Raw genomic sequence first — 24394 nt, forward strand, 5'->3', positions numbered from 1 at the left:
AGACTAGAAATATTTTAGGTTTTTAAGTTTATTACAATGGTTTAAAATGTGCTAAAGTTGTGATTTATTGTCTTGGTTTTGCTATTCTTCTTAATAAATTCCAATTAATATAATGCGCAAAAGCGATTAAAGTAGCGCCAATAGCGGTATTGCTAACTTCCCATAAATTCGTTAAGTGAAGTCTACTTATTGCTAAAAGTAAAAAACCTAATAAAGCGACTTTTAAAGGTTTAGTTTTATGGTGGGTGTTTTTATAACTAGGCCAAAGTGAAGTGAATATAAATACAAGACCTAGGCAAATAAAGGTCCACTCAATCATTGGGTTATTTAAAAAATATAAACTGCTAAAAGATGAAAACGAAAGCAATATTGGCAGAAAAGCACAATGAATAGCACAAACTAATGAGCTTGTCATTGCTATAATATCTAGAGGGTTGTTTTTTGTTCTGCTCACGTTCTTCAATTTTATTTGACTTATATTGATTTATTAAAGCGATTTTGTCGCATTAGTATGTTTTGCAAATATATTATTTATTTATAATATTGCAATGTTGTTGCAATAAATTATTGCAAATAAATCGCATTAAGAATGAAAAGAAGAAATACGCCTAGTAAAGAAGCCGTTTTAAGTGTTATAACTAAGGCAGGGAAAGCGATGAGTCAAGATGCGATTGAGGAAGAAATTGCTATTGATATCAATAGGGCAACCATCTATCGTGTTTTAAATCGGTTTTGTGACGATGGTGTGCTTCATAAAGTCATGGCGGAAGATGGTAAGCAGTATTTTGCTTTGTGTGAAACTTATGACACCAAAGCCGCAACACATCAACATTTTCATTTTAAATGTACAAAATGTGATACCGTAGAGTGTCTTCCTAATCAGGTTAATTTTTCTATACCAGATGGTTATTTGGTTGAAAGTGTAAATTGTGTTTTAACTGGGGTTTGTAAGAATTGTTCTTAATCATCAAGACCTACAAATTCAGAATCACTTAAAGTTTTCATAAACGCTATCAGATCTATTTTTTCTTGTGCTGTAAGTGGAATTCTATTGTCATTATCTTTTAAAATAGGATCAAGATTATCAGCTTCTAAAACACCATTATCTAAATAATTGAGTACAGCTTCTAAAGTCGCAAATTGACCAAAACTTCCGTAAGGTGCTGTGTATTCAATATTTCTTAAACTAGGCACACGGAAACTCATGTAATCTTCAGTACTACCCGTAATTCTTGCACGTCCAGCTTCTTCAGTATCCGGGTTTATAGGAAATCCGATATTTCTATAGGTTTGATCCGTAAATAATTCTGTACTATGACAGCTGATACATTTTTCTTGAAAAACGGCAAATCCTTGAGCTTCACTTTCTGTGAATGTTTCACCTTCATTTCGTTTTACTTTATCGTATTTACTGTTTGTTGAAATAAGTGTGTATTCATATTGAGCTATACTGTTATAAATTCCATCTGCAGTAATTCCTTCACCATTAAAGGCATTCTTAAATAATTCAATATAAGATTCATCATTTTCAATTTTACCAATAACTTCTAAAATAGAAGAGTCCATTTCTTCATGTGTAATAATAGGGACTAATGGTTGATCTTCGAGTTGAAGCTTATTTCCATCCCAATTATAAACTTGCATAAATGCCATATTTTGAACTGGTGGTGCATTACGAAGTCCTATTCGTCCTTCAATACCTATGCCTTTTGGGTTATGATCTGCAAAGGCATTTTCTTGTATATGACAACTAGAGCATGAAATAGTATTATCTGCGCTTAAGCGTACATCAGTAAATAGTTTTTTACCTAACTCTACACCAAATTCGGTAGGTATATTGGTGTAAAATGAACTGTTTAGTTCAGGGAAATCACTAGGAATATTTAATGATACCTCAGGATTGTTATAAGAAACAAGCTCTGAATCATCATTGCTACACGAAGACAATAACAGTACAATAAATAAGGTTCTTAATAGGTTTTTCATTTGTAAGATATATGATGAAGAATAGTTAAAAAAGAGTCGGCTTGAGTTTTTCATCAAAACCGACTCATAAAATATAGGTTTAGTTTTCTACAGAAGTAATAGAAAACATTCCTGTTGTATCAGTTGTTCCGTTGCCTCCAATATTCTCTACAAACTTCATCATTTCAGTAGCTGTATGAGCACTAGGTGTAGCGTTATTAGTAATATCTTCAGTAGTAACTAATGTTATAGTATAGTTTTCTCCACTTAATAAATAATCAAAATTAGCGTTAATAGCAATTGTTGGTGCACTATTACCAACAGTTGCTGTAGTAGGAAGACTTAATGTAATATCTCTATAAGCATCAACACCTTGTGTGTAATTACCTTCTTCTCCTTCTAAAGTACTTCCAGAATGGAAAGACAATTCTTTATTATCGGTATCGTAGAAACCTTCAATTTTAGTAAAACGGTATCCTGTTCCCCATTCCCAATGCATTTGTGTTTCATTAGATCCTGCATTATCATAAAATTCAGGGAAACTAACTTGGTCTAAATCATTTAAATCAGATTTTACACCTAAACCAAACTTTATTTCAGTGTAATCTCCAACTGGGATATCACTTAATACATAGCTTAACGTTTCAGTATTTGCTTGGTTTATTACTGTTGCACCATTGTCTAAATCATTTACATTATAAGGAATTTCGGTTCCATCAGCTTTTATAAGACGAATGTTACTTACAACATATTTTAATTCAGAAAAATGGTGAACTTGCCCCATTTCAGAAGTGTTTTCTGTTGCATCAGCAGCAGTTGCATCTCCTAGAACAATTGTTGTATTGTTAAACGTGTTTGTAAATTCTAATGTCACATTGTTTGCAACGGCATCGTTATCATCACTACTACATGACATAAAACCGACTAATACTGCTGCTGATAAAATATAATTTTTAAGATTTTTCATTTTTGAAATTTTGTATTTATTGATATGCGTGTTTTTATTTTTAGTATGCTATAAAAAACTAAACATATATGGGTGGTGGCACTAAAATTTCTAAATAAGGTTCTTTGTGTTGGGGTTCTTGGTAAATGACTAATTCTTTTTTCTTGGTGATTTTTTTTATGTCTATATGATATTCGTAATTTGGATTGAGAACCAAATCAAAATTCTTTGTGTTAATTATTTTTTCGGAATCTTTATGTTCTGTTTTTTGTAATTCTTTATGTAAATAACACTTTCCGTTACATTGTAATTCGGGTTTATCTTGGTTAACACAGAATTGTTTGGCGATAATTTTTTGGTTGAGTTTAAAGTGCACCATAACGACTGCGCGTTGTGAAATCACAAGCAGAAACAGAAACGTTATAAGTAAACTAAAAACTCTTTTCATCTATTTTAGAAATTGAATTTTAAAGAAGTGAAAATATTACGACCCATCCGTGGAATGTTTCCCCAATCTGCATACGTACTGTAATATTCATTTAATACATTCTCTGCACCAACTTGAACTACCGTTTTATAATCTTTAATTTTGAAGGTGTAATCTGCAGATAGATTCCATATAGTGTATGATGGCGTTTGGTCTTCTCCGTATTCTGGACTGTAATGAATTTGTTCTAAATCGCCATTAATAGACGTTTGAAAACTAAGTTTGTTATACTGATAGTGTAATGAGGTTTGATAACTTAATGGTCTAATGAATGGTAAATTGTTTTCATTCTCATCTTTTCCTCTCGCGTAGGTTAAAGTCCCTTTCCAATGTAAATTATCTAAAATTGAATAGCTTCCATTTAATGAAAAATTAAATAAGGTTGAATAATCTAAAGAGGTATAACCTTTTACTCCGATTGATTGATAATTCATTGGACTTCCTAAACTTAAAATACGACCAATAATGTAGTTTTTAATGTAGAAGTAATTTACATTGGCTTGTAAGCTAAATTTATCATTAGCATAGCCAGCACTTGCATTTCCTTCGTATGATATTTCATTGTCTAGATCCGGATTTCCAATATAATCGTAACGGTCAAAACTATTATAGATGTAATAGCCATAACCTTCAGAAACTGATGGCGCTCGGTGTCCATAGCCACCTCCTACAGAAAAATTGAAATTATCAATGTTTAACTGATAGCCTGCGTGTAAACTAGGCAGTATTCTTGTTTTTTCTTGTGGTGTTCCTGGGTGAAAAATCCAGTTGAATTCTACATATTTAGAATGGTTATAATTGACACCTAAAGAACCACCAAAATTCAGTAAACTTTTATCCGAGATTTCCCAAGCGTTGTTTATAGATAAACCTGCAAATGTCGTTGTAACGCCAGGCCAACTATAAGCAAACATAGTGCGTTCACTTCGGTCTTGCGGATACATGCGCATTTCTGCAGTAGATAAATTGTTGTAAGCATTCAGCTGAATTTCTGAACTAAAACGATTTTTTTTAATGTTAGCTTTAGATAACAAACCGTAAGTTGTACTCCAACCTGGCATATCCATATGAACTAAATTTTCAGGACGTGTGGTATCATCCATATAATGCTCAATAGCATTAAAATAGATTTTGGTATCTAAGGCTTTAAATAGTCCATTTTCAAATAATTGCTTATACGTTGCTGAGGTAATTAAGGCACGCGATAACCATAAATCCATTGGCAATGCAGGATAACCAACATCATTGGCTTGGTCATAAATTGCTTCTACTTTTACAGAAGCTAATTCACTGGTTTTATAAGCTAATCCTAATGATGCGTTGAACTTAGTAAATTGTGAGTGGTTTACTTCATCGTTATTTCCATCACTATAATTTTCTGCTTTTCTGTAGGCTAAACTTCCATCGGCTACAAATTTATTACTAGAATAAGAAGCATTTGCTAAGTTGAAAAACTGCTTGTTATTAATCTCAAAACCAGTTTGGTAGGCACCTTTCCATTTTTTAGTCAAACTAAAAGGCGTGCTCCTTCGTTTTAAATCGATGCTTCCGGCAACAGTAGCACCATGCATATTACCTTCTTGTCCAGATTTTATATCAATAGCGGCTAAATTATTGCTTTCTACATAAGAAGTTATGGGATCCATTTTATCGGTACACGCACCAAAAACATGCATACCATCAATAGTAATGGTAGAACGTTCAGAACTCATGTTATTTAATAAGGGTTCCCAAGCATAAGCACCACGTTTTATAAAACTAATATTATCTGATGATGCTAAAAATTCATCAACTGAAACGGCCATTTTCATTTCGGTTTCAATCTTCTTTTTAATAACAGTAATGAGTTTAACTTCATCTAGAGCTATGATGCTGTCTTTCTTTTTATTAGTGTCTTGTGCATTGACAAAAATATTAGAAATTAAAAGTGTAAATATGATTAGTAATCGCTTCATTCTTAAAATAATATATCGATGTGTAATTCACTTCTTGCACCTTCAATACCTGGTGTAAATTCTGTTGAAACTTCAGTTCCTTTAATGATTTCACCATATTGATTTTGGAAAATGAAATTTAAAGTCCAGTTACCTGTCATTGTATAATTCACCACACCATAATATAAACCATCATCTTGTTGTGTGAGGTCTTCATTATTTAAAGATGAATGATTTCCCATAGAAGGTTCTGGCATTCTAGGGTCTAACAATAGGGTATAATCAGTAACTTCTGTATATGAAAACTGAGTAGGGTCAGGGAAAGTTCCGGCCTCATTTGTGGGCTGATTGTATTTATAAATACCTGCAACTAATTCGTTTTCTGCTATTGCAGGTTTCTGTGGTGCAACTAAAGCTATAAAATATTGTTCGCCATCATCTGCAGTAAAGGACGTCATGTTTAAATTCATGTTAGTTTGCTCTTCAACTGTAATAGCTTGTGTTACAGAATGTGTTTCTTCATTATCAGTAAAAGTGATGTAAAGTTCCCAGTTTTCAGAATCATTACTTTCTTCAGTGAATACGGCATATCCTAAATAATAGTCGTTAACAGTATTGTAATCTAAGTTGTATTGATGTGGACAAGATGTGCTATTTCCACTATAATTAGTTATAAGTGGTAAAAATGTAACATCAGAGGTGTTTACATTTTCGTTGGTATCAGTATTAGTGATATTTAAACGGATTTCGTTATAACCTTTATAGAATGTTCCGTTTAATGCCACTATATTTATTAAATATTGATCTTTTGTGATGGAAACAACCTCTTCGTAATCAATGTATTCTGTAACTACGGTGTTTATTTCATCTTCGTAATCTGTTTTGTCTAAGGTACATGCGGTAACTGCAAATAGCATTGCAGTCATAAAAAAAGAAATCTTTTTCATAACTAATAAAGTGTTTAATTTAAAACTCTTAAAATTATAGTTGCGACTATTGATGTCTAAAATATTATTAGACATATTAGTTTTAAGGTCAATACAATGATTGTACAACCAAGCGTAACTATGGGAAATAAGGATAGAAACCTCGTGTATAGAGAACGGTGTGCAATGCTTTTGTTGTGGCTATTTTATACCACATTTTAAGAGGAATGAATTATTCCTTATTAAAATAATAGATAGCATCATTTGGCGAAATGAAAAATCATTTTGCTAAATACAAGTTCTTAAAAAAAGAGTCTCTATGTTGAAACTATACTAGTGGTGGATGAAAAATAAAATCTGTAAAATGGAATTTATAAATTCTGTTGTATGAAGTCACTATTTTAGAATTTTGTTCTTTAATAAAAGAAACAAGAGGAATTTTATAGGCATCATGAAAAAACACAACTTGGTGTTCTGAAGATGATGAGTGATTTTTGTCTTTACTATTTTCTGAATCGGAAGCTTTAGCTAATTCTTTTTTTAAATGACACTTACCGTTACATTGTAACATTGGTTTTTCTTTGTTAATACAAAGTTCATTTTTAATATAATCATAAAAGGCAGCGTATTCCAAAAATGGAATAATAGGCTTGAAAAGCATAAATAATGCTAAAAAAAGTGCTGCTGTTTTCACAATCGCGAAGTTCTCGCTTTTTTTTAGAATTTCCTAATCTTTATGTGACGCTTCAAATTTCTAGAATTTATAAAGAAATGAATGAACTAATTTTGTTATCAAAATTATTTGATGATATTTTAGAACATTAAATAAAAGATACTTTATTTAGCGGTTAGAAAGAAAAGGTACATGAAAATAAAGATTGATAAATTTGTATTATCCATAATAGCTGTAATAATAATAGCTTATATTTTTCCAGAATGGGGAATCGAGAATAGTAAAATTCCTATAAACACGATTAGTGCCATAGGAATCTCACTTATTTTCTTTTTTTATGGCTTAAAATTGAGTCCGACACAATTAAGGGCAGGACTCAAAAACTGGAAATTGCATCTCTTAGTTCAAGGTTCTACGTTTCTAATGTTTCCTTTATTAGTCTTAATTGTAAGGCCATTTATTCAAAATGAAGAACAAGAAACCATTTGGCTAGCTTTCTTTTTCTTAGCGGCTTTACCATCAACGGTATCTTCGTCAGTGGTTATGGTATCTATGGCAAAAGGAAATATACCGGCGGCTATTTTCAACGCGAGTATTTCTGGAATTATAGGAATTGCACTCACACCACTTTGGATGGGTTTATTTATAGATAGCTCTCAAACAGATTTCGACTTTACTGAGATATACTTAAAATTAATAATTCAGATTATTTTACCCGTTATTTTAGGACTGTTATTACAACGCTTCTTTGGCGAATTTGCTCGTAAACATAGTAGTAAATTAACCTTATTTGATAAATCTATTATCTTATTAATAATTTATAAAAGTTTTGCAGAATCCTTTTATAACAACATTTTTAGTGCGGTATCTTTTTTAGATTTACTTTTCCTTTTTATAGGTGTCGTTATATTGTTTGTGTTTGCTTTTTTTCTCACAGGACTTATTTCTAAAAATCTAGATTTTAGTAAAGAAGACCAAATTACAGCACAATTTTGTGGTACTAAAAAATCATTAGTGCATGGTACTGTTTTCTCTAAAATACTATTTGGAAATATGGCAACCATAGGAATTATGCTATTGCCATTAATGTTATTTCATGCGACGCAAATACTTGTAATTAGCATTATAGCTTCAAAACATAAGATGAAATAATTTAAGATCCTAATTTTTAAAATAACTCAAAATGAATCGCAGAAGCGACAACGGCACCAACAAGTATAATAAGTACTAAAATTATAAATTTAGCACCAAATTTTGTTTTAGTATCTTTTTGTAATATGTAATCTCTTCTTTCTTCATCTTCGTTTTTTACAAATTTCATGTTTTCTGTTTTTAATGATTAATATAAACGGTTTTCTTATTGACAAATGCCAACATACCTTCTTTAGATAATTCTCTGCCGTATCCTGAGATTTTAGTACCACCAAAAGGTAATCTAGGGTCTGATTTTACCATTTCGTTAATAAAAAATCCACCATCTTCAATTTCTAAGACACGATCTGTAGCTGAGTCATAATCTGCTGTGAAAACCATAGTTCCTAGTCCAAATTTAGAATTTGAAGCCATATGGTAAGCTTCATCTTCATCTTTCACTTTTATAATTGCAGCAATAGGGCCAAAGGTTTCTTCTTTAAAAACGGGCATATTTGGTGTAATGTCTGTAATGATTGTAGGTTCGTAAAAAGCACCATCACGTTTGTTTCCATATAAAACTTTAGCGCCAAGATCTATCGATTTTTTAACTTGATCTTCTAGTATCTCAGCTAAATCTTCACGAGCTAAACATGACAAAGTAGTTTCTTCATTCATTGGGTCACCATATTTTAAGGTTTTAACTTTATCTGTAAATTTCTCAATGAATTCATCATAGATAGCTTCAACAACAATAAAGCGTTTGGCTGCAATACAACTTTGTCCGGCATTTTGCATACGTGCTTTTACCATAGTATCTATGTATTTATCTAAATTGGCATCTTCTAAAACTATACAAGCATTATTTCCGCCTAATTCTAAAAGTGAAGGTTTTAAATTTTTACCTGCAAGTTCTGCTATTTTTCGACCTGCTTTTTCACTTCCTGTTAAGGATACTGCTTTTACAATATCATTAGACATGATGGTTTCTATGGTTTTATGGTCTGTAATAAGTGTTTGAAAACAACCATCAGGAAAACCAGCATCTTCAAATAGTTTTTCAATAGCAACGGCACAACCTGTAACATTAGAAGCGTGTTTTAATATAGCCACATTACCTGCGGTTAATGTTGGTACCGCAAACCTTAAGACTTGCCAAAATGGAAAATTCCAAGGCATTACCGCCAAAATACAACCCATAGGATCATAACTAATAAAGCTTTCGCTTGCATCTGTATCTATAAGGTCATCTTCTAAAAATTGATCTCCATTTTTGATGTAAAAATCGATAAGGTAAATGCATTTTTCAATTTCAGCTTTACTTTCAAGAATTGGTTTTCCCATTTCTTCTGTCATCAATTTACCTAAGTTATTTTTCCTTTGATGTAATTCATTGGCTAAACTTTGAAGTAACTCTATGCGTTCTTCAACTTCATATTGTTTCCATTCTTCAAAGGTTTCTTTGGCTAACTTCAACTTTTTATTTATTGATGCTTCAGAATCTAGTGTATATGTTTTTAAATGACTCCCATTATAAGGATTTTGTGTGTCTATAGTTGTGCTCATAATTAAATTTTATATGAATCAAAGATAATTGTTCTCCTTGTTTTTAGATGCTTTGAATGCTAGAATATTTAACGCAAATGATAAAATAGCATTACAGCTAATATTGATATGTATAGAGTTAAATAGAGGTGTGTTTATTGCGTATCTTTGAGTAACAGCAAAGCGCTGAACATTTAATTATAAAATAAAATAACATCATGAGTAATAACGGAAATACAGTTTTAGGAATTTTAGCGGGAACAGCAGTAGGAGCAGTTTTAGGAATCTTATTTGCACCAGATAAAGGAAGTGAAACGAGAAAAAGAATAGCAGATGAAGCTGCAACAAGAAGAGATCAAATGGCAGAGAAAGCTACAGAGTTGAGAGATTCTTTAGGAAACACAATATCTGCACAAAAAGATAATTTAGATCATCAGGTAGAAGCTATCGTATCTAATGCTAGTTATAAAGCAGAAGACGTAATAACTACACTTGAAGCAAGATTAAAAGAATTAAAAGATAAAAATAAAACGTTACAGAAAAAAGCATAATCCATGAGTGTATTTGAAGATATTAATCGCACAACGGATAAAGCATCAAATATCGGCGAGCGCTATGTTAAGGCGTCTCGCCAATATTTAAGGCTTAAGATATTTCAGCAACTTACCTTGTCATTAAGTATGGCGGCTAAGATGTTGGTTATTGGGGCCTTTGTATTTGGTGGATTCGTTTTTATTTCTATTGCTGCAGCTATTGAATTAAGCCATGCAGTAGAAAGTTATGCCCTTGGGTTTTTATTGGTTGGTGGCATATATATGCTATTAGCGATTCTTGTTTATCTATTAAGATCTAAGTTTAACGCTTTCATTATTAAGAAAACAGGACGTAAGTTTTTTAGCTAATTCAAATTCTATTTTAAATAATTATAATTCAAAGACATGAAAACTTATACCTCATTTGAGCAAATTGATAACGATTTAAAGTTGCATAAACTAGAGCGTGACATTGCCTGGGAAGAACTTAAATTAGTAAAAGGTGAAATTAAACAAGATCTTAGTCCATTAAATTGGCTAAACTCGGCATTAAAATTAACAAGCAAATACAGCTTTGTTGCGCTTCTTAAAAAATGGTTTTTTAAATAGATGATTAGACTTCTACTTTAGCTGTAATTTGTTTTTTAAACTCATTTGGTGAGATATCATATTTTTCTTTAAATATTTTAGAAAAATAACTTCGACTTGTAAAACCTATTGAGTATACAATTTGAGAAATGTTTAAATCTGTAGTTTTAATAAAATTTCTTGCCTGTTCTAAACGAATATGACGTATAAATTCTGTCACAGTTCGTTTGTAAAGAAATTTAAAACCATCTTGAAGTTTGGCCTGAGATAAACCATATTTTTCAGATAATTGATCTAGGGAGTATTGTTTAGCAGGCTCTTTTTGAATTAAATCGCAAATCTTCTTTATTGTTTTTAATTCTTTTTTAGTTAGAGAATTAGGCAATTCTTTCCCTGCGGTTTGTCTTTCGTGTTGTTGAATGTGTAAGGATAGAATTTCGTAAACCTTAGCTTCGATTTTTAAGACACGTAGCATGCCCTTAGCCTTAATTTTATGAATTTTACGTACATCGTCAGCCATTTTTAAGTTAAGCTCACCAAAATGCATGTATCTATTTTCGTAATCTCTATCTACAAACAATTCATATAATTTTTTATTCAAAGAAGCTACGTTAGTTGTACGCTTCTTCATGAATTCTTTTCTTACAATCTGAATAATATTTACCTCAAGTTTTTCATGCTTAGGGAAATGTAAATAGTTTATACCTTCAGATTTATTTGTGAATATTACCGATTGAAATTGTTCGGTTTGTCTTGCTGTATTTTGTTCCCCAAAGCGATGCGAGAAATAACCTTTTAGATTGTACATAAATCTGATAGGGTTAAAATCTTCTGCTTCAATCTTTAGAATAAATTCTTTATTAAAAGTAATATTCATATCCAGTAAATTTACGCCCCAATCAAATGGAATATAAATTATCTTTCCCTTCCCATTACTATTATCTATAGTCATGGTGTATTCTCCCCATTTCTCTTCAATTGTACCTCCTAAATGAGCACTAATTTGAGTTAAAATATCCTTTGTGTTTTCAGGATTTATTACAATTTCAATCATTCTATTTAATTCGTTGGTTATACTAGAGGCGTTAAATCTATGTAAGCGTAATTTACATCTCCAATATGTTTGTAATTTTCATCCCCTTGTTTAAGTTTTGCCCAAAATAATCTTTCGTCTAAATCTTCGTTTGCATATTGATTGAGCAAGGTTTCGGTGAATAAAATATATTCGTCTTTATTAATGGTATTTTTAAGTAATTTATGAGCTATAATAACATCTTCGCCCATAAGCTTAATGTGTTTACCTATGTTAACAGCTTCAACATCCTCACCGTAATGTAAAATTATTTTTAAGCCAAGAGATGTTATAATTGGTTCTCCATTTGTTTCTTGCTTAAAGTGTTTATCTAAAGTAGCAAGCTGTTTATAAAATTCGGTATAAAATAAAGTACACTGATCAATTAATGTTTTTAAGGCTGGTAAATCACCTCTTTTATAAAAAAGGACAGCATCTCCCTCAATTTCAGAGACTTTTAATCCAATTTCATTCGAATATATAATTTGATTAAGTAAAGCAGGAACAACTTTAGCGCTCAGATCTGTTTCTGCCTCGCTCATAAATTTAGTAAAACCACTAATGTCGGGTATACAGATTAACATAGTTTGTGTTCGTTTTAAAGTAAAAATAGTTTAAATAAAAAGAGTATGTCTTAAAAAAATATAAAAAAGCGCTATAATTTATTTGTTCTACTATGGTTTATCAAATCCGTTAAGCTTCATCTTAATAGAGCAAATGATTCCTTTGTATTAGGTATATCTTTGAGATAAATCAATAAACAATTTAAATCAATACATCATGAATATTTACGAAGCTATACGCAATGATCACGATATACAACGCGACCTTTTAAAGCAATTGGTAGATACTTCTGGCGATACTAAAACAAGAAGCGATTTATTTAAAAAACTGAATAAAGAACTTTCTATACATGCCAACGCGGAGGAACGTCATTTTTATAAGCCGTTAATTCCTGTAGATATGATGCAAGAACATGCCAGACATGGAATTGCTGAACACCATGAGATTGATGAACTTATAGAAAGATTAGAACAGACAGATATGGACTCTTCTGCTTGGTTAAAAATTGCGAAAGATTTAAAACATAAAGTAGAACATCATTTAGAGGATGAAGAACATAGTTTTTTTCAGCTTTCGGGAAAGGTGTTCACCGAAAAAGAAAAAGAAGAATTAGCTACAAAATATGTGGATTATATGAAAGCACATAGATAGCATCGTTTTAGGTTAGGTTGGTGAGCTATCCTTTTAAAATTTGAAAAATGAGTGTTAAAACTGGTTATTGAGTTTTAAATGGGGTGGCTCTTTTTTATGTGCTGATAATTAGTTTTTTTTAGCAGGTTTATTTTAATAAACGTTAAGATTTTAAGAACTGAGTAATAACGTTAATCTCTTCTTTAATTGAATTAATAGGTATTGAATTTCTTCATTAATTTTGAATAGAAGCTAAGTGAAAGCTTAGAGTTTAGGATGTATAACGGTAAACATCATTAAAAAAGTTACCTGTAATAAAAAAAAACAAAAAAAATGGCAACATACACAGAAGAAGTAGGAAGTAAATTAAATAATTTATTAGAGAAAAATTATGACGCAGAAAAGGGCTATAAGAAAGCAGCAGAAAATGTAAATCACTTAGGTCTTAAAAATTACTTTAACCGTAAAGCAGAACAAAGGCGCACTTTTGGACATGATCTTAAATCAGAGATTAAAACATTTGGACAAGAGGTAGATAAAGGTGGTAGTATAACAGGATCTGCTCACAGAACATGGATGGATGTAAAATCTTGGTTGTCTCAAGACAATGAAGAGTCCATGTTAGAAGAAGCTATCAGAGGAGAAAAGGCTTCTGTAGATGAGTACCAAGATGTATTAATGGAAACGAGCTTGCCTAGTAGTACAAAATCAATTTTGCTATCTCAAAAAAAGAATATCGAAACAGATTTATCTGAGGTCAAATCTTTAGAAAATTTAAAATAAGTTTCAAATTAGACTTAATTAATTAAAAAGAGCGTGTATTCGTATAAAAACGAATACACGCTCTTTTTCGTTTGTACACCAGGCATTTAAAAAAATAGATTAGGTTATGGGCTAGTATTTTTTTTGTATCAGATAATGGATAAGGCTTTGTTTTAGTTACTTGCAGTAAAAAGAAAGATGTTCTACAAATTATCAAATACGACAGATATACTTCAATTAGAGGGTGATTTTGACGCAAAATTTAAATATCCTTTGCTTTACAGAACAACAGCAATTATTAATGGCCTTTTAGAAGAATCATTACCTGTAATAACAATGGAAACTCCAGGAGTTATAGACTATGCCATTTGGGGTTTACTTCCAGAAAATTATAAGGAAGGTTGGGAAAGTTTTCAAAACCTAACAAATACATTAAATACCTCTATTAATGATCTAAATTCTTCTAATTGGTTAGAAGAAGATATAAAGTATCAACGTTGTGTGGTCATCGTTTCTGGTTTCTTCACCTCTTATTTGTATAACGGTGAAATTTATCCTTTTTACGTTTATGAAAAAGATCACAAACCATTTGCTCTTGCTGGTATTTACTCTAGATTAAGTGATGGTTTTTTATCATTTAGCCTTATTACAACTCCAGCAAAAAAGCATGACATAAAAGAGATCCATAATTTAGGTCCAGATTTTCCTATCGTTATTAGTTCAGATCACTATGAAGCTTGGTTAGAATATGATGTTGATTTGGCAACTTTTGGGTATGGAAAAATAGGGCATGTAGATTTGCAAGCTCACACAATTTCTAAAGAATTTTATAAAAACCAAATCATGTATCAAACCATTTTAGAGCCAGCTCACTATAATGATTTTCCTATGGCTACTTTAAAATAATTTAATATTTTTTGGTAATATATTATAAAACTCATCTTAGATGGGTTTTTATTATGTTCTGAAAATTATAGGATTACATTGTAATTCGGTTAATATCTAAATCATTTGAGCAAACTAAAATCGTTAATATAGGCCATCTTTGTAATGAAGGTTAGAAGTTCTAATCTAATTAACTAAAACCAAAAAATATGTTACGTTGGACAATCACATTCGTTATAATAGCAATCATAGCAGCCGTACTTGGATTCGGAGGAATAGCAGGAGCAGCAGCAGGAATCGCTAAAATTATCTTCTTTATTTTTATAGTACTTTTTGTATTATCATTATTAAAAGGAGTATTGAAGAAATAAATAATTCAGTATATAATATTATTAATAGTCTTAAGAAGCGTAAAAACTTTTTAAGGCTATTTTTTTTCACTGAAATCAGTGACTAAAAGCCTATAGTGTTTGTTTAAATTGCATTTTAAACCTTTTAAAATAGTATTACGATCTAATGTTTAGAAATTAGAAAGTCTATATACTATTTTTGTAAAAAGATATAAAAATCAAAAATGCAAATTAAAAACACGTTTTATCTTTTATTAAGTATGCTTTGTTTTGTTGGCTTCGCTCAACAAAAGGATACTTTTAGAGCTTTTGGTGAATTACCTAGAATGGTGGATTATAAGCTTTATGAAAATTTAAAATATTCCAAAAATCAAGAAATTCGATTTAAATATTTAGATACTATTGCTATGATTTATTTAGAATCTGGTCATGCAGATTCTTTAATGCATTATGGACACCTTATTAAAAATGAAGCGCTTTATAAGGGGCGAAATATTAAAAATAGAGATGAGATTAAACTTAGTGGTTTATATTTTGAAGGTGTTGCGGCTCAAAAACTGGGATTATTAGAAGAATCAATTAAATCTTTAATTGAAGGTATTGAAAGCTCAAATTCAGAACAATCTATTCAAAAGTATTTAAAATTACAGTTAGCAGAAACTTATTTGCTTAAAAGCGAATTAAAAAAAGCTAAAGTATTACTAGAAGAATTACCGCAAGAAAAAGCACCTCATGATTTTTATTTGAAGAATGAAGTTGTTAAAAGTCAGTATTTAATTTTATCTAATGACTTAGACTTGGCTGAAATAATGATAAATAAAGCTTTATCTGAAGAATTTATCGATAACTACCAAAAATTAAAATTAGAATTACAACTCAATTTATCTGAAGTAGAGCTAAGACGAGGTCATTTTGAAAGTGTTTTAGAGACGGTAAATAATATTAAAACTACGGCGTTAAATAGCGGGTTTTATGATGTATATATTGAAGCCACTTTAGAGATAGGCTTAAGTCATGCCATGTTAAAAGAGTATGATGCTTCTGAAGTTGTGTTAACTACAGCGTACATAAACACCATACAATGGAACCGTTTAGAGTTAGAACAAAAAGTTATAGGCGATTTAGTGAAGCTCTATAAAGTAAAAGAAGATTATAAAAATGCTTATAATTTAATTACGCAATACCAAAGGGTAACAAAAGAAATAGCGGATAAGCAAAATCAACGTTTAGTAAAAGATTTAGAGTTAAAGTATGAAACTTTAAAAAAGGAAAAGGAGATTAGTCAACTACAGGAAGATCAAATTTTGCAACAAGCAGAGATTGAACGTCAAAAAACTATAAAATATGCTTTCTTAATAGGCTTTTTAGTGATTCTTATTCCAATTATATTATTACTAATAGTTTATTATCAAAAGTTGCAAACCCAAAGTTTATTAAATAAACAACAGGAAGCGATTAATCAACAAGAGGTTACTACTTTATTGCAATCTCAAGAATTAGAATTGGCCAAAAATACGATTTCAGTACAATCTAAAGAACGAGACAGAATAGCCAGAGAATTACACGATAGTATTGGTGGTAATTTAGCGGGTATAAAATTAAAGATGAATAGTTTGGGTGATCATCAGCCAGAGTTTAGACAAATATTAAATTTACTAGACGCAACTTACAATCAGGTTCGTGAGATTTCACACAGTTTAATTCCTAAAGAATTTGAAGGTTCTGCATTTACAGATTTAGTAAATAGTTATTTAGATAGTATTAGTAAAGATGCTTCCGTAAATTTACGTTTTGAAGCTTACCCTAATGATGAAGTAAATGCTATTGATGTTTCGATTCAAGTATCTTTATTTAATATCATAAAAGAATTAGTAACTAATGCTTTAAAACATGCTAAAGCAGAAGAAATTAATGTTCAAATTACATCATTCTCAGAAGATAAAAGTATTGAGCTTTTGTATGAAGATGATGGGGTCGGGTTCGATTTAAATAAGACGAATAAAGGAATCGGTCTAAAGAATATGGAAACCAGAGTGGCTAATTTTAAAGGTCGAATTTCTATAGATACAGCAATAAACCGAGGAACCGTAATAAGTATAAGCTTACCACAAAATTAATTTATGAGTACATCATTTTCTATAATTATTGCCGATGACCATGCTATGTTTTTAGATGGGTTAACAAGTATTTTGGCAGAAGAAGCGTCTATTAATATTATTCTAACGGCTAAAACTGGAACTCAGGTTATAAAATATCTAAGAATTAATACAGACGAAAAAATAGATCTGGTAATTACAGATATTAATATGCCAGAAATGGATGGTGTAGAATTAAATACCGCTATTAAATCAGAGTTTCCTCAAATAAAAACTCTTGTGGTTAGCATGCTCGAAGATGCTAAAAAAATAAAAACACTTACCGAAGCCAATGTTAATGGCTATATCTCTAAAAATGCTGAGAAAACAGAATTATTAAAAGCTATAAAATCGATATTAGAAGGTGAAAATTATTTTTCACCACGTATTAAACAAGTCGTAATGGAAGCTATGTTTTCGGCAAAATCTAATCCAGAAATCTCACTAAGTAAACGTGAAACTGAAGTTTTAAAGCTTATAGCGCAAGAGTTCACAACACAAGAAATTGCAGATCAATTATTTTTAAGTAAACACACAATAGAGAGTTACCGTAAAAATCTTATTTCTAAGTTAGGTGTACGTAATTTAGCTGGTCTTACACGTTATGCTGTAGAAAAAGGGATGCTAGATTAATTACCTCTTTCTTTTTAGTAATTTACTTAAATATTAAGTTATTAGAATAACTCATAGAACATCATACTTTGATTTTATGAGTGACTAAGCATGTCTTTTAGCTTTATATATTTCCCAAATTATAGCAATAAAACTTTCCATCCCTGAAAACAGGGTAAGTATTTTTACTACTTACAGTACGTTTTAAAAGCACTAAAGATCCGAAATTTGCATCATAACAATAACTAAAACTAAAAAATTAGAACTTATGATTTACGGAATTACTTTAATCCTTTTAAGCATCATCGCAGTACCATCACTTATTTTATCAAAAAAACCTAACGCACAAGAGCTGTTAGACAAAGTAGCACCTTACCAAGGTTGGATTGGGCTTGTATTTTGCATTTTTGGAGTTTGGGGAATTATTTCAGCTTTACTTAATATAGCTTTATTGTCAATAGCCCCTATTTGGTGGATTACTTTATTAGCTGGTAGTGTAGTAGAAGCAGCACTTGGATTTATGTTAGGGTTTGGTATGATAAACCAATTAATTTTAAGTAAAAATGAAGCAGCAAAAGCAAAAGGAGCAGCATTAAGAGAAAAATTAGCACCAAAGTTAGGTCAATTTGGAATCTTAGGATTAGTAGTAGGTGGTTGGATGATTGCAGCATCTTTCTTATTTACTATTTAATTATCAGAATAGATTAATTCACAAAATAAAATCAATAAAATATTAATATTATGAAACAGTTAATTTTAGCAATACTATTATGTATTTCTACATTAGGAATTGCACAAAACACATCAGGTAGACGCACTATAAGTGTTTACGGTGTTGCAGAAAAAACAACTCAAACTATTACTTATAAAACAGATGTAACGCTGACTTTAGATAATAGTTATTATACGGATGATCCTTATAATAGTTTAGACGAATTATTAGTGAAATACTACGAGAAAGTTGATGAGCTAAATATTGATAAATCAAAATTCACAGTAGACGAATTATCATATGTATCTTCAGGATATAGAAAAGATGGAACTGTTCTTAGATTTGAAACTAGTGATAAGGAGGAAATCTTAAAATTAACAAGTATTAGAATGGCACAAGTAATGCCAGCTTATATTCAGGTGAAAACTAAAACACCTGAAGCAGATATGAAAAAGTTAATGACTAAAGCGTTAGAAAATGCTCGTGAAAAAGCAGAAATGTTAGCAGCTATTAGCGGAGATGAAATTGGAGAAATATGCTCAATAGTTAGTGATTATGATACATCTGATTACTGGCAATCACCAAATACAGATTCAGAATATGTAAGATTATCTGTTGTTTTTACATTAAAATAAAAATTTATTTAAGGGTGAAGTCTGCGTTGCGTTATTTTAATAATGCTCGCAGACTTTGTGATTTTAAAAACTTACGAGCTCCTATGTGCCATTTAGTTTTTTTTAATTAGAATTAGAATTAGAAATTTCTTCTATTTAAAGAACCTTTGTTGTTAATTTATTATTGTTTTTACAAGAAGATATAAACACTGAGGTGAAACTTAAAATTAAAATATTGTATCTCATAATATCTATATTTTTACTTTTAGACTCCTATAAATTACTAAATTAAAGACAAAATCAAGATGTATTCAAAATATTTATAGCACTATAAATACTGTTAATAACTTATAAGTAAGGATTTAATGAAAAAACCTACTTTTGTTTTAGCTGCTTTTAACTGTTTGTTTAAATTTTAAATCAGTGAAATAGAAGCATAGTAAAATTTTAAAACACAAGATATGTCAGATACAATAGAAAAAGTAAAATGTTTAATTATAGGTTCAGGACCAGCAGGTTATACGGCTGCGGTTTATGCAGCTAGAGCAAATATGTCTCCTGTTTTGTATCAAGGTGAACAACCAGGTGGTCAATTAACAACAACTAATGATGTTGAGAATTTTCCTGGATACCCAGAAGGTATTACAGGTCCAGAAATGATGATGCAATTACAAAAGCAAGCTGAACGTTTTGGAACTGATGTACGTCATGGTTGGGTTTCTAAAGTTGATTTTTCTGGAGATGTGCATAAAGCATGGATTAATGAAGATAAAGAAATTCACGCGGATACTATTATTATTTCTACAGGTGCGTCTGCAAAATATTTAAACTTACCTTCAGAACAAAAATATTTAAAATTAGGTGGTGGTGTTTCTGCATGTGCAGTTTGTGATGGTTTTTTCTATAGAAATCAAGAAGTTGTAATTGTTGGAGCTGGAGATTCTGCTTGCGAAGAAGCACATTATTTATCTAAACTTTGTAAAAAAGTAACCATGTTAGTTAGACGTGATGAGTTTAGAGCTTCTAAAATTATGGCACAGCGTGTTATGAAAACAGAAAATATTGAAATCTTATTTAATACAGAAACAGACGAGGTTTTAGGTGATGGTCAAGTTGTAACAGGAGTAAGGGTTTATAATAATAAAACAAAACAAAAGCACGATATTGAAGCTACTGGTTTCTTTGTTGCTATTGGTCATAAACCTAATACAGATATTTTTAAAGATATTTTAGACTTAGACGAAACAGGTTATATCATTAATGCTGTTCCTGGAACAAGTAAAACAAATGTAGAAGGTGTTTTTGTTAGTGGAGATGCAGCAGATCATGTATACAGACAAGCAATTACTGCAGCCGGAACAGGGTGTATGGCAGCTTTAGATGCAGAGCGTTATTTAGCTGCTAAGGATGCTGATTTTGAGATTGCTACTTCAAGTTATAACTAATTTTTTTTAACATATTTAAGAAGCCGAAGTTTTACACTTCGGCTTTTTTTATGTAAAATTTAAATATGTTAAATTTTTGAATAAATCTTAAATCATGATTTTCATCATAATTTAATGGTCTTTAATTGTAAATCTTTGCGGAAACAAAAAAACGTAACTATGAACAATTTAATTAAATCACAAGTATTTTTTCTAGCAGTATTTTTAAGTAATCTGTTTTCTTTTCAGGTTGCTACATCTCAAAACTATACATTAAGCAATAGTAGTTCTTCTTTAGAAATACATGGCACATCTTCTTTACACGATTGGACAATAGAAACAGAAAAACAATCTGGAAAATTAGTGATTTCTAACACTGATAATTTAGAGATATCTAGTTTAAATATTACTGTAGAAGCTGAAAGTCTTGAAAGTGGTAAATCTGCCATGAATAAAAACACTTATAAGGCTTTAAATACAGATGATTATAACACAATGACTTATAGTCTTACTTCTGTTTCTAATGTAACAAAAAACAGTGACACTTCTTATAAAGTTACCACAACAGGTAAAATGACTATCGCTGGTAAAACTAAAACCATTTCTATGGACATGACTGTTACTTTAAGCGGTACTAAAGTTACTCTTGTAGGTGAAAAATCTTTTAATATGACTGATTTTGGTGTAGAACCACCAACAGCGATGTTTGGTACTATTAAAACAGGAGATGCTATTAAAATTACTTTTAATTCAGTGTTCAACAAATAATAATCAAGACCAATTAATAAATAACAACTAACAATTAAATTAGAAATTTATGAAATCAGTATTAAAACTAGCAACCTTTGTCATTGTTTTTACAATGGGATATTCAATATCTGCACAAACGGTTAATCCACGCGATTTTGACAATTACAGACAACCAGACCAAAGAGGTGTTAATGTATTTGAACCACAAAAAGATACACTTACAACTTTTGAAAACCTATATGTAAGAATAGGTGGGGCTTTTGCTCTTCAATATCAAGCATTAGATAATGAGAATTCAGGTGTAACACCTTTAGGAGAAGTAGGAAGTAACTTTAACTTAGCGACTGCTAATTTAGATTTAGATGTAGCACTTTATGATGGTGTAAGTATGCATTTAAGAACTTATTTATCTTCACGTCACCATAACGAACCTTATGTAAAAGGCGGATATTTTCAAATTGATAAATTAGATTTTATCCAAGAAGGTTTTTTAGGAGATCTTATGAGCCACACGACTATAAAAATTGGTCATATGGAAAATAACTATGGTGATACACACTTTAGAAGAACAGATAATGCAGAAGCTATTTACAATCCTTTTGTAGGAAACTTAATTATGGATTCATTTACTACTGAAGTAGGTGCTGAAGTTTATTATAATACAGGAAATGGATTTTTTGGAATGTTAGGTTTTACAAATGGTAAATTAAACCAAAGTGTAGAGGAATCTAACGGTACAACTGGTGGTGCTGCATTTTTAGCAAAATTAGGATATGATAAACAACTTTCAGATGATTTAAGAGTGCGTTTAACAGGTTCTTTATATAACACAGGTTATGCACAAAATGTATATTTATATTCTGCAGATAGAGCAGGTTCTAGATACTATGACATAATGCAGGATGCTACAGCAACTAGTGATAACTTTAGATCTGGACGTTTTGATCCTGGTTTCAAAAATCAAATTACTGCTATTATGATTAACCCATTTGTAAAGTACGGTGGTTTAGAGTTCTTTGGTACTGTTGAGTTATCTTCAGGGAAAGCATTAAGTGAAACTGACAGAAGAAATACAGAGCAGTATGCAGGTGAAGCTATTTACAGATTTGGAGAGAAAGAAAATGTATTTGTAGGAGCACGTTACAATACTGTAAGCTCAGAATTAGCTAGTGGTGACGATGTAAGTATTAATAGATTTCAATTAGGTGCAGGTTGGTTTATGACCAAAAACGTATTAATGAAAGCAGAATATGTTAATCAACAATATAATGATTTTGCAGCAGGAGATCTTCTTGAAGATGGACAGTTTGATGGAGTTATGTTAGAAGCTGTAATTAGTTTCTAAGAAATTAAGTTAATAAAAAGGCCTTTATTTTTGAAATAGAGGCCTTTATTTTTATATTTAAATCATGATTAGAACATTTTTATTTCTTTTTTTATTTTTACTAGGACCAGTAAAACAATCTGTTTCTGAGACAAAAGTTTTGGACTCAAAGGAGTCTGTTGTATTTTTTTCTTCTGATAGTTATTTAAAGATTAAAGGAAAAACCAATGTAAGTACTTTTGAGTGTAATTTTGATATGACCGCTATTTCAGAGGCGATTAAAATCAGTTATAAGGATTATGATAAGAAAATTAAATTTGATGACACTAAGTTAATTCTACCTAATTTAGAATTTAATTGTGGAGGGAAAATGATCAATAAGGATTTTAATGAATTATTGAATACAGAAGAGTTTCCTGAAATAACTTTAAAGCTAAAAGAGATTTCAAAAGTTAAAATTAATGACAATTCAATTACAGTTACTATAGAAATTAAAATTAGTGATATCATTAAAACTTATAAAATACCAGTTTCTATAACAGAAAATAGTAATCTACATGTAAATGGTGTAATGCCTTTAGATATTAATGATTTTAACTTAACGGCACCTACAAAAATGTTAGGTATGGTTAAAGTTTCTCCTCAAATTGAGATTCAGTTTTCGCTTAAAATATTAGAGTCTTAAAGAAAATAATTATCGATTCTTCTTTTGCAATTTAGCTGTATCTTCAAACTTTGTAATCGTTATTGCAGGACTACTAAAAAGATAAATTTCACTATTACCCGATGCAGCAATAGAAATACTTTCGGTTGCAGAGATTGTTAAATCACTATTATCTTCTAACGTAACTTCTGTAGTCTTAACATCAAATTTAGCACCATTAAAGTTCGTAGAATTATCCATTCTAATAACCGAACTATTTGCATTACCTTCAATAACAGCATCAGATCTTAAATACAAATCAAAATCAGAAACTTTACTATTTATAAAGGCATCTAACTTGCTATTGTCACTTAATTCTATTTTTGTTTTATCTGCGGTAAGGTTTAATCTTGTTTTAGATTTTCCGGTACTCTTATATGTGAAGTTTTGTGCATTAATATTCAAATAAGCTCTAGAGTTGTCTGAAGTTATTAAAGTAACGTCTGTAAGTTCCATAGAGGTTAAAGATCTAATTTCTCCATTTCCTCTGGTTTCAATAAGGCTAAGTTCATCGCCATAATTTACAGTGATATTTAGTTTCTTTTTAGAAGTGATTTTGGTAGTCTCTACAAAAGTAAGCACACCATCACTTACATTAAATTGAATAACTTCATGTAAATTATCATCAGCTTCAACATTTACAGATGGTTTACTGTTATAAACAACTTCAATCGAAAAATCTCCATCAACAATAATCGAGTGAAAATCATCAATATATGTTTGTTTAATCGTAACGTTTCTATCTCCTTTAATCTTTTCTTCTGATTGTGCTAATACTGTTGTTGTAGCTACAATCATTAAAAGTAAAATGGGTAATAATTTTTTCATTTTATAGGTTTTACAATCTCTTTTTAAGAGACCCAAAGTGTGCAAGATAGTCACTTATTTTAAGTTTAGAAATCATTATCATATTCTGATTGTCAATATTAATGATTTCTATTTAATTTTGGTCTAAGAAAAGGGATTATACTAAGATAAGCAAAAACCATCCCAAATTATATTTTTTATTTAAACTCACTTTTATAAGTGTTTATTTACTCCTTTATTTATGGTTTTTTTTTAATAAAAAATGGTAAATTGTTCAATGTTTATTCTTTATATTTAACAAAGTAATAAGATTGTAATTCAA

Annotated in this window: 29 protein-coding genes; 17 read left to right on the plus strand and 12 right to left on the minus strand. The window is 30.4% G+C overall.

Features of this window, described 5'->3' with window-relative positions; all coding sequences use genetic code 11:
• Positions 1–64: 64 nt before the first annotated feature.
• Positions 65–454: a MerC domain-containing protein gene (locus tag HSX10_RS03305; protein WP_173586783.1), complete on the minus strand. Its 390-nt coding sequence runs from the start codon at positions 452–454 to the stop codon at positions 65–67.
• Between the two features lie 135 nt (positions 455–589).
• Here HSX10_RS03305 and HSX10_RS03310 point away from each other — a divergent pair, with 135 nt between their 5' ends.
• Entirely contained in the window at positions 590–964 is a 375-nt protein-coding gene (locus HSX10_RS03310) for a Fur family transcriptional regulator (RefSeq protein WP_173586784.1), read from the plus strand.
• Here HSX10_RS03310 and HSX10_RS03315 read toward each other — a convergent pair.
• From HSX10_RS03315 to HSX10_RS03340, 6 genes are all read right to left on the minus strand, one after another.
• Positions 961–1986: a cytochrome-c peroxidase gene (locus HSX10_RS03315; protein WP_173586785.1), complete on the minus strand. Its 1026-nt coding sequence runs from the start codon at positions 1984–1986 to the stop codon at positions 961–963. The genes HSX10_RS03310 and HSX10_RS03315 overlap by 4 nt on opposite strands.
• A gap of 79 nt (positions 1987–2065) precedes the next feature.
• The gene (locus HSX10_RS03320) at positions 2066–2932 is read right to left on the minus strand and encodes an MbnP family protein (protein ID WP_173586786.1); all 867 of its coding nucleotides are present in this window, start codon (positions 2930–2932) and stop codon (positions 2066–2068) included.
• 58 nt (positions 2933–2990) lie between these two features.
• On the minus strand, positions 2991–3359 hold the full coding sequence (locus tag HSX10_RS03325) for a hypothetical protein (protein ID WP_173586787.1): 369 nt from the start codon (positions 3357–3359) through the stop codon (positions 2991–2993).
• Positions 3360–3364: 5 nt separating this feature from the next.
• Positions 3365–5353, minus strand: coding sequence for a TonB-dependent receptor plug domain-containing protein (locus HSX10_RS03330; RefSeq protein WP_173586788.1), 1989 nt, complete (start codon positions 5351–5353; stop codon positions 3365–3367).
• Positions 5354–5355: 2 nt separating this feature from the next.
• Positions 5356–6279, minus strand: a complete 924-nt coding sequence (locus tag HSX10_RS03335) for a hypothetical protein (protein WP_173586789.1) — start codon at positions 6277–6279, stop codon at positions 5356–5358.
• A 307-nt stretch (positions 6280–6586) separates the two neighbouring features.
• Positions 6587–6952 carry a hypothetical protein gene (locus tag HSX10_RS03340; protein WP_173586790.1) on the minus strand — a complete coding sequence of 122 codons (366 nt, stop codon included), beginning with the start codon at positions 6950–6952 and terminating at the stop codon, positions 6587–6589.
• 171 nt (positions 6953–7123) lie between these two features.
• On the opposite strand from HSX10_RS03340, the gene HSX10_RS03345 reads away from it, so the two are divergent.
• Complete coding sequence (locus tag HSX10_RS03345; RefSeq protein ID WP_173586791.1) at positions 7124–8083, plus strand: bile acid:sodium symporter family protein; 960 nt, start codon at positions 7124–7126, stop codon at positions 8081–8083.
• Positions 8084–8099: 16 nt separating this feature from the next.
• On the opposite strand, the gene HSX10_RS03350 is transcribed toward HSX10_RS03345, so the two are convergent.
• Both HSX10_RS03350 and HSX10_RS03355 read right to left on the minus strand, forming a co-directional pair.
• The gene (locus HSX10_RS03350; protein ID WP_173586792.1) at positions 8100–8252 is read right to left on the minus strand and encodes a hypothetical protein; all 153 of its coding nucleotides are present in this window, start codon (positions 8250–8252) and stop codon (positions 8100–8102) included.
• Positions 8253–8263: 11 nt separating this feature from the next.
• Positions 8264–9628: an NAD-dependent succinate-semialdehyde dehydrogenase gene (locus HSX10_RS03355; RefSeq protein ID WP_173586793.1), complete on the minus strand. Its 1365-nt coding sequence runs from the start codon at positions 9626–9628 to the stop codon at positions 8264–8266.
• Between the two features lie 197 nt (positions 9629–9825).
• Here HSX10_RS03355 and HSX10_RS03360 point away from each other — a divergent pair, with 197 nt between their 5' ends.
• The 3 genes from HSX10_RS03360 to HSX10_RS03370 are packed head-to-tail and all read left to right on the plus strand — an operon-like array spanning position 9826 to position 10749.
• Positions 9826–10158 (plus strand): YtxH domain-containing protein, encoded by a 333-nt coding sequence (locus tag HSX10_RS03360; protein ID WP_173586794.1) that lies wholly within the window; start codon positions 9826–9828, stop codon positions 10156–10158.
• 3 nt (positions 10159–10161) lie between these two features.
• Positions 10162–10509 carry a hypothetical protein gene (locus tag HSX10_RS03365; protein ID WP_173586795.1) on the plus strand — a complete coding sequence of 116 codons (348 nt, stop codon included), beginning with the start codon at positions 10162–10164 and terminating at the stop codon, positions 10507–10509.
• A 36-nt stretch (positions 10510–10545) separates the two neighbouring features.
• Positions 10546–10749 carry a DUF6327 family protein gene (locus HSX10_RS03370; protein WP_173586796.1) on the plus strand — a complete coding sequence of 68 codons (204 nt, stop codon included), beginning with the start codon at positions 10546–10548 and terminating at the stop codon, positions 10747–10749.
• 4 nt (positions 10750–10753) lie between these two features.
• On the opposite strand, the gene HSX10_RS03375 is transcribed toward HSX10_RS03370, so the two are convergent.
• A complete protein-coding gene (locus HSX10_RS03375; RefSeq protein WP_173586797.1) occupies positions 10754–11782 on the minus strand; it encodes a helix-turn-helix domain-containing protein in 1029 nt (342 codons plus the stop codon).
• Between the two features lie 17 nt (positions 11783–11799).
• Positions 11800–12342 (minus strand): DUF2652 domain-containing protein, encoded by a 543-nt coding sequence (locus HSX10_RS03380; protein ID WP_254453190.1) that lies wholly within the window; start codon positions 12340–12342, stop codon positions 11800–11802.
• Between the two features lie 238 nt (positions 12343–12580).
• Here HSX10_RS03380 and HSX10_RS03385 point away from each other — a divergent pair, with 238 nt between their 5' ends.
• The 12 genes from HSX10_RS03385 (at position 12581) to HSX10_RS03440 (ending at position 23247) form a co-directional block, all read left to right on the plus strand.
• On the plus strand, positions 12581–13015 hold the full coding sequence (locus tag HSX10_RS03385; protein WP_173586799.1) for a hemerythrin domain-containing protein: 435 nt from the start codon (positions 12581–12583) through the stop codon (positions 13013–13015).
• A gap of 312 nt (positions 13016–13327) precedes the next feature.
• Positions 13328–13777, plus strand: a complete 450-nt coding sequence (locus HSX10_RS03390) for a ferritin-like domain-containing protein (protein ID WP_173586800.1) — start codon at positions 13328–13330, stop codon at positions 13775–13777.
• Between the two features lie 177 nt (positions 13778–13954).
• Positions 13955–14662: an SOS response-associated peptidase family protein gene (locus HSX10_RS03395; RefSeq protein ID WP_173586801.1), complete on the plus strand. Its 708-nt coding sequence runs from the start codon at positions 13955–13957 to the stop codon at positions 14660–14662.
• A gap of 188 nt (positions 14663–14850) precedes the next feature.
• On the plus strand, positions 14851–15012 hold the full coding sequence (locus HSX10_RS03400) for a DUF1328 family protein (protein ID WP_173586802.1): 162 nt from the start codon (positions 14851–14853) through the stop codon (positions 15010–15012).
• A 203-nt stretch (positions 15013–15215) separates the two neighbouring features.
• Complete coding sequence (locus HSX10_RS03405) at positions 15216–17108, plus strand: sensor histidine kinase (protein WP_173586803.1); 1893 nt, start codon at positions 15216–15218, stop codon at positions 17106–17108.
• Between the two features lie 3 nt (positions 17109–17111).
• Positions 17112–17759 (plus strand): response regulator transcription factor, encoded by a 648-nt coding sequence (locus tag HSX10_RS03410; RefSeq protein ID WP_173586804.1) that lies wholly within the window; start codon positions 17112–17114, stop codon positions 17757–17759.
• Positions 17760–18006: 247 nt separating this feature from the next.
• Positions 18007–18429, plus strand: a complete 423-nt coding sequence (locus HSX10_RS03415) for a hypothetical protein (protein ID WP_173586805.1) — start codon at positions 18007–18009, stop codon at positions 18427–18429.
• Positions 18430–18479: 50 nt separating this feature from the next.
• Complete coding sequence (locus HSX10_RS03420; RefSeq protein ID WP_173586806.1) at positions 18480–19085, plus strand: SIMPL domain-containing protein; 606 nt, start codon at positions 18480–18482, stop codon at positions 19083–19085.
• 440 nt (positions 19086–19525) lie between these two features.
• Complete coding sequence (trxB, locus tag HSX10_RS03425; protein WP_173586807.1) at positions 19526–20509, plus strand: thioredoxin-disulfide reductase; 984 nt, start codon at positions 19526–19528, stop codon at positions 20507–20509.
• A 159-nt stretch (positions 20510–20668) separates the two neighbouring features.
• The gene (locus HSX10_RS03430) at positions 20669–21256 is read left to right on the plus strand and encodes a YceI family protein (protein ID WP_173586808.1); all 588 of its coding nucleotides are present in this window, start codon (positions 20669–20671) and stop codon (positions 21254–21256) included.
• Positions 21257–21305: 49 nt separating this feature from the next.
• On the plus strand, positions 21306–22583 hold the full coding sequence (locus HSX10_RS03435; RefSeq protein WP_173586809.1) for a hypothetical protein: 1278 nt from the start codon (positions 21306–21308) through the stop codon (positions 22581–22583).
• 64 nt (positions 22584–22647) lie between these two features.
• The gene (locus HSX10_RS03440; protein ID WP_173586810.1) at positions 22648–23247 is read left to right on the plus strand and encodes a YceI family protein; all 600 of its coding nucleotides are present in this window, start codon (positions 22648–22650) and stop codon (positions 23245–23247) included.
• A 9-nt stretch (positions 23248–23256) separates the two neighbouring features.
• Here the strand turns inward: HSX10_RS03440 and HSX10_RS03445 are convergent, their stop codons facing one another.
• A complete protein-coding gene (locus HSX10_RS03445) occupies positions 23257–24093 on the minus strand; it encodes a GIN domain-containing protein (RefSeq protein ID WP_254453191.1) in 837 nt (278 codons plus the stop codon).
• Positions 24094–24394 lie beyond the last annotated feature (301 nt).

This window comes from Winogradskyella undariae (assembly GCF_013285155.1).
Lineage (GTDB): Bacteria > Bacteroidota > Bacteroidia > Flavobacteriales > Flavobacteriaceae > Winogradskyella > Winogradskyella undariae.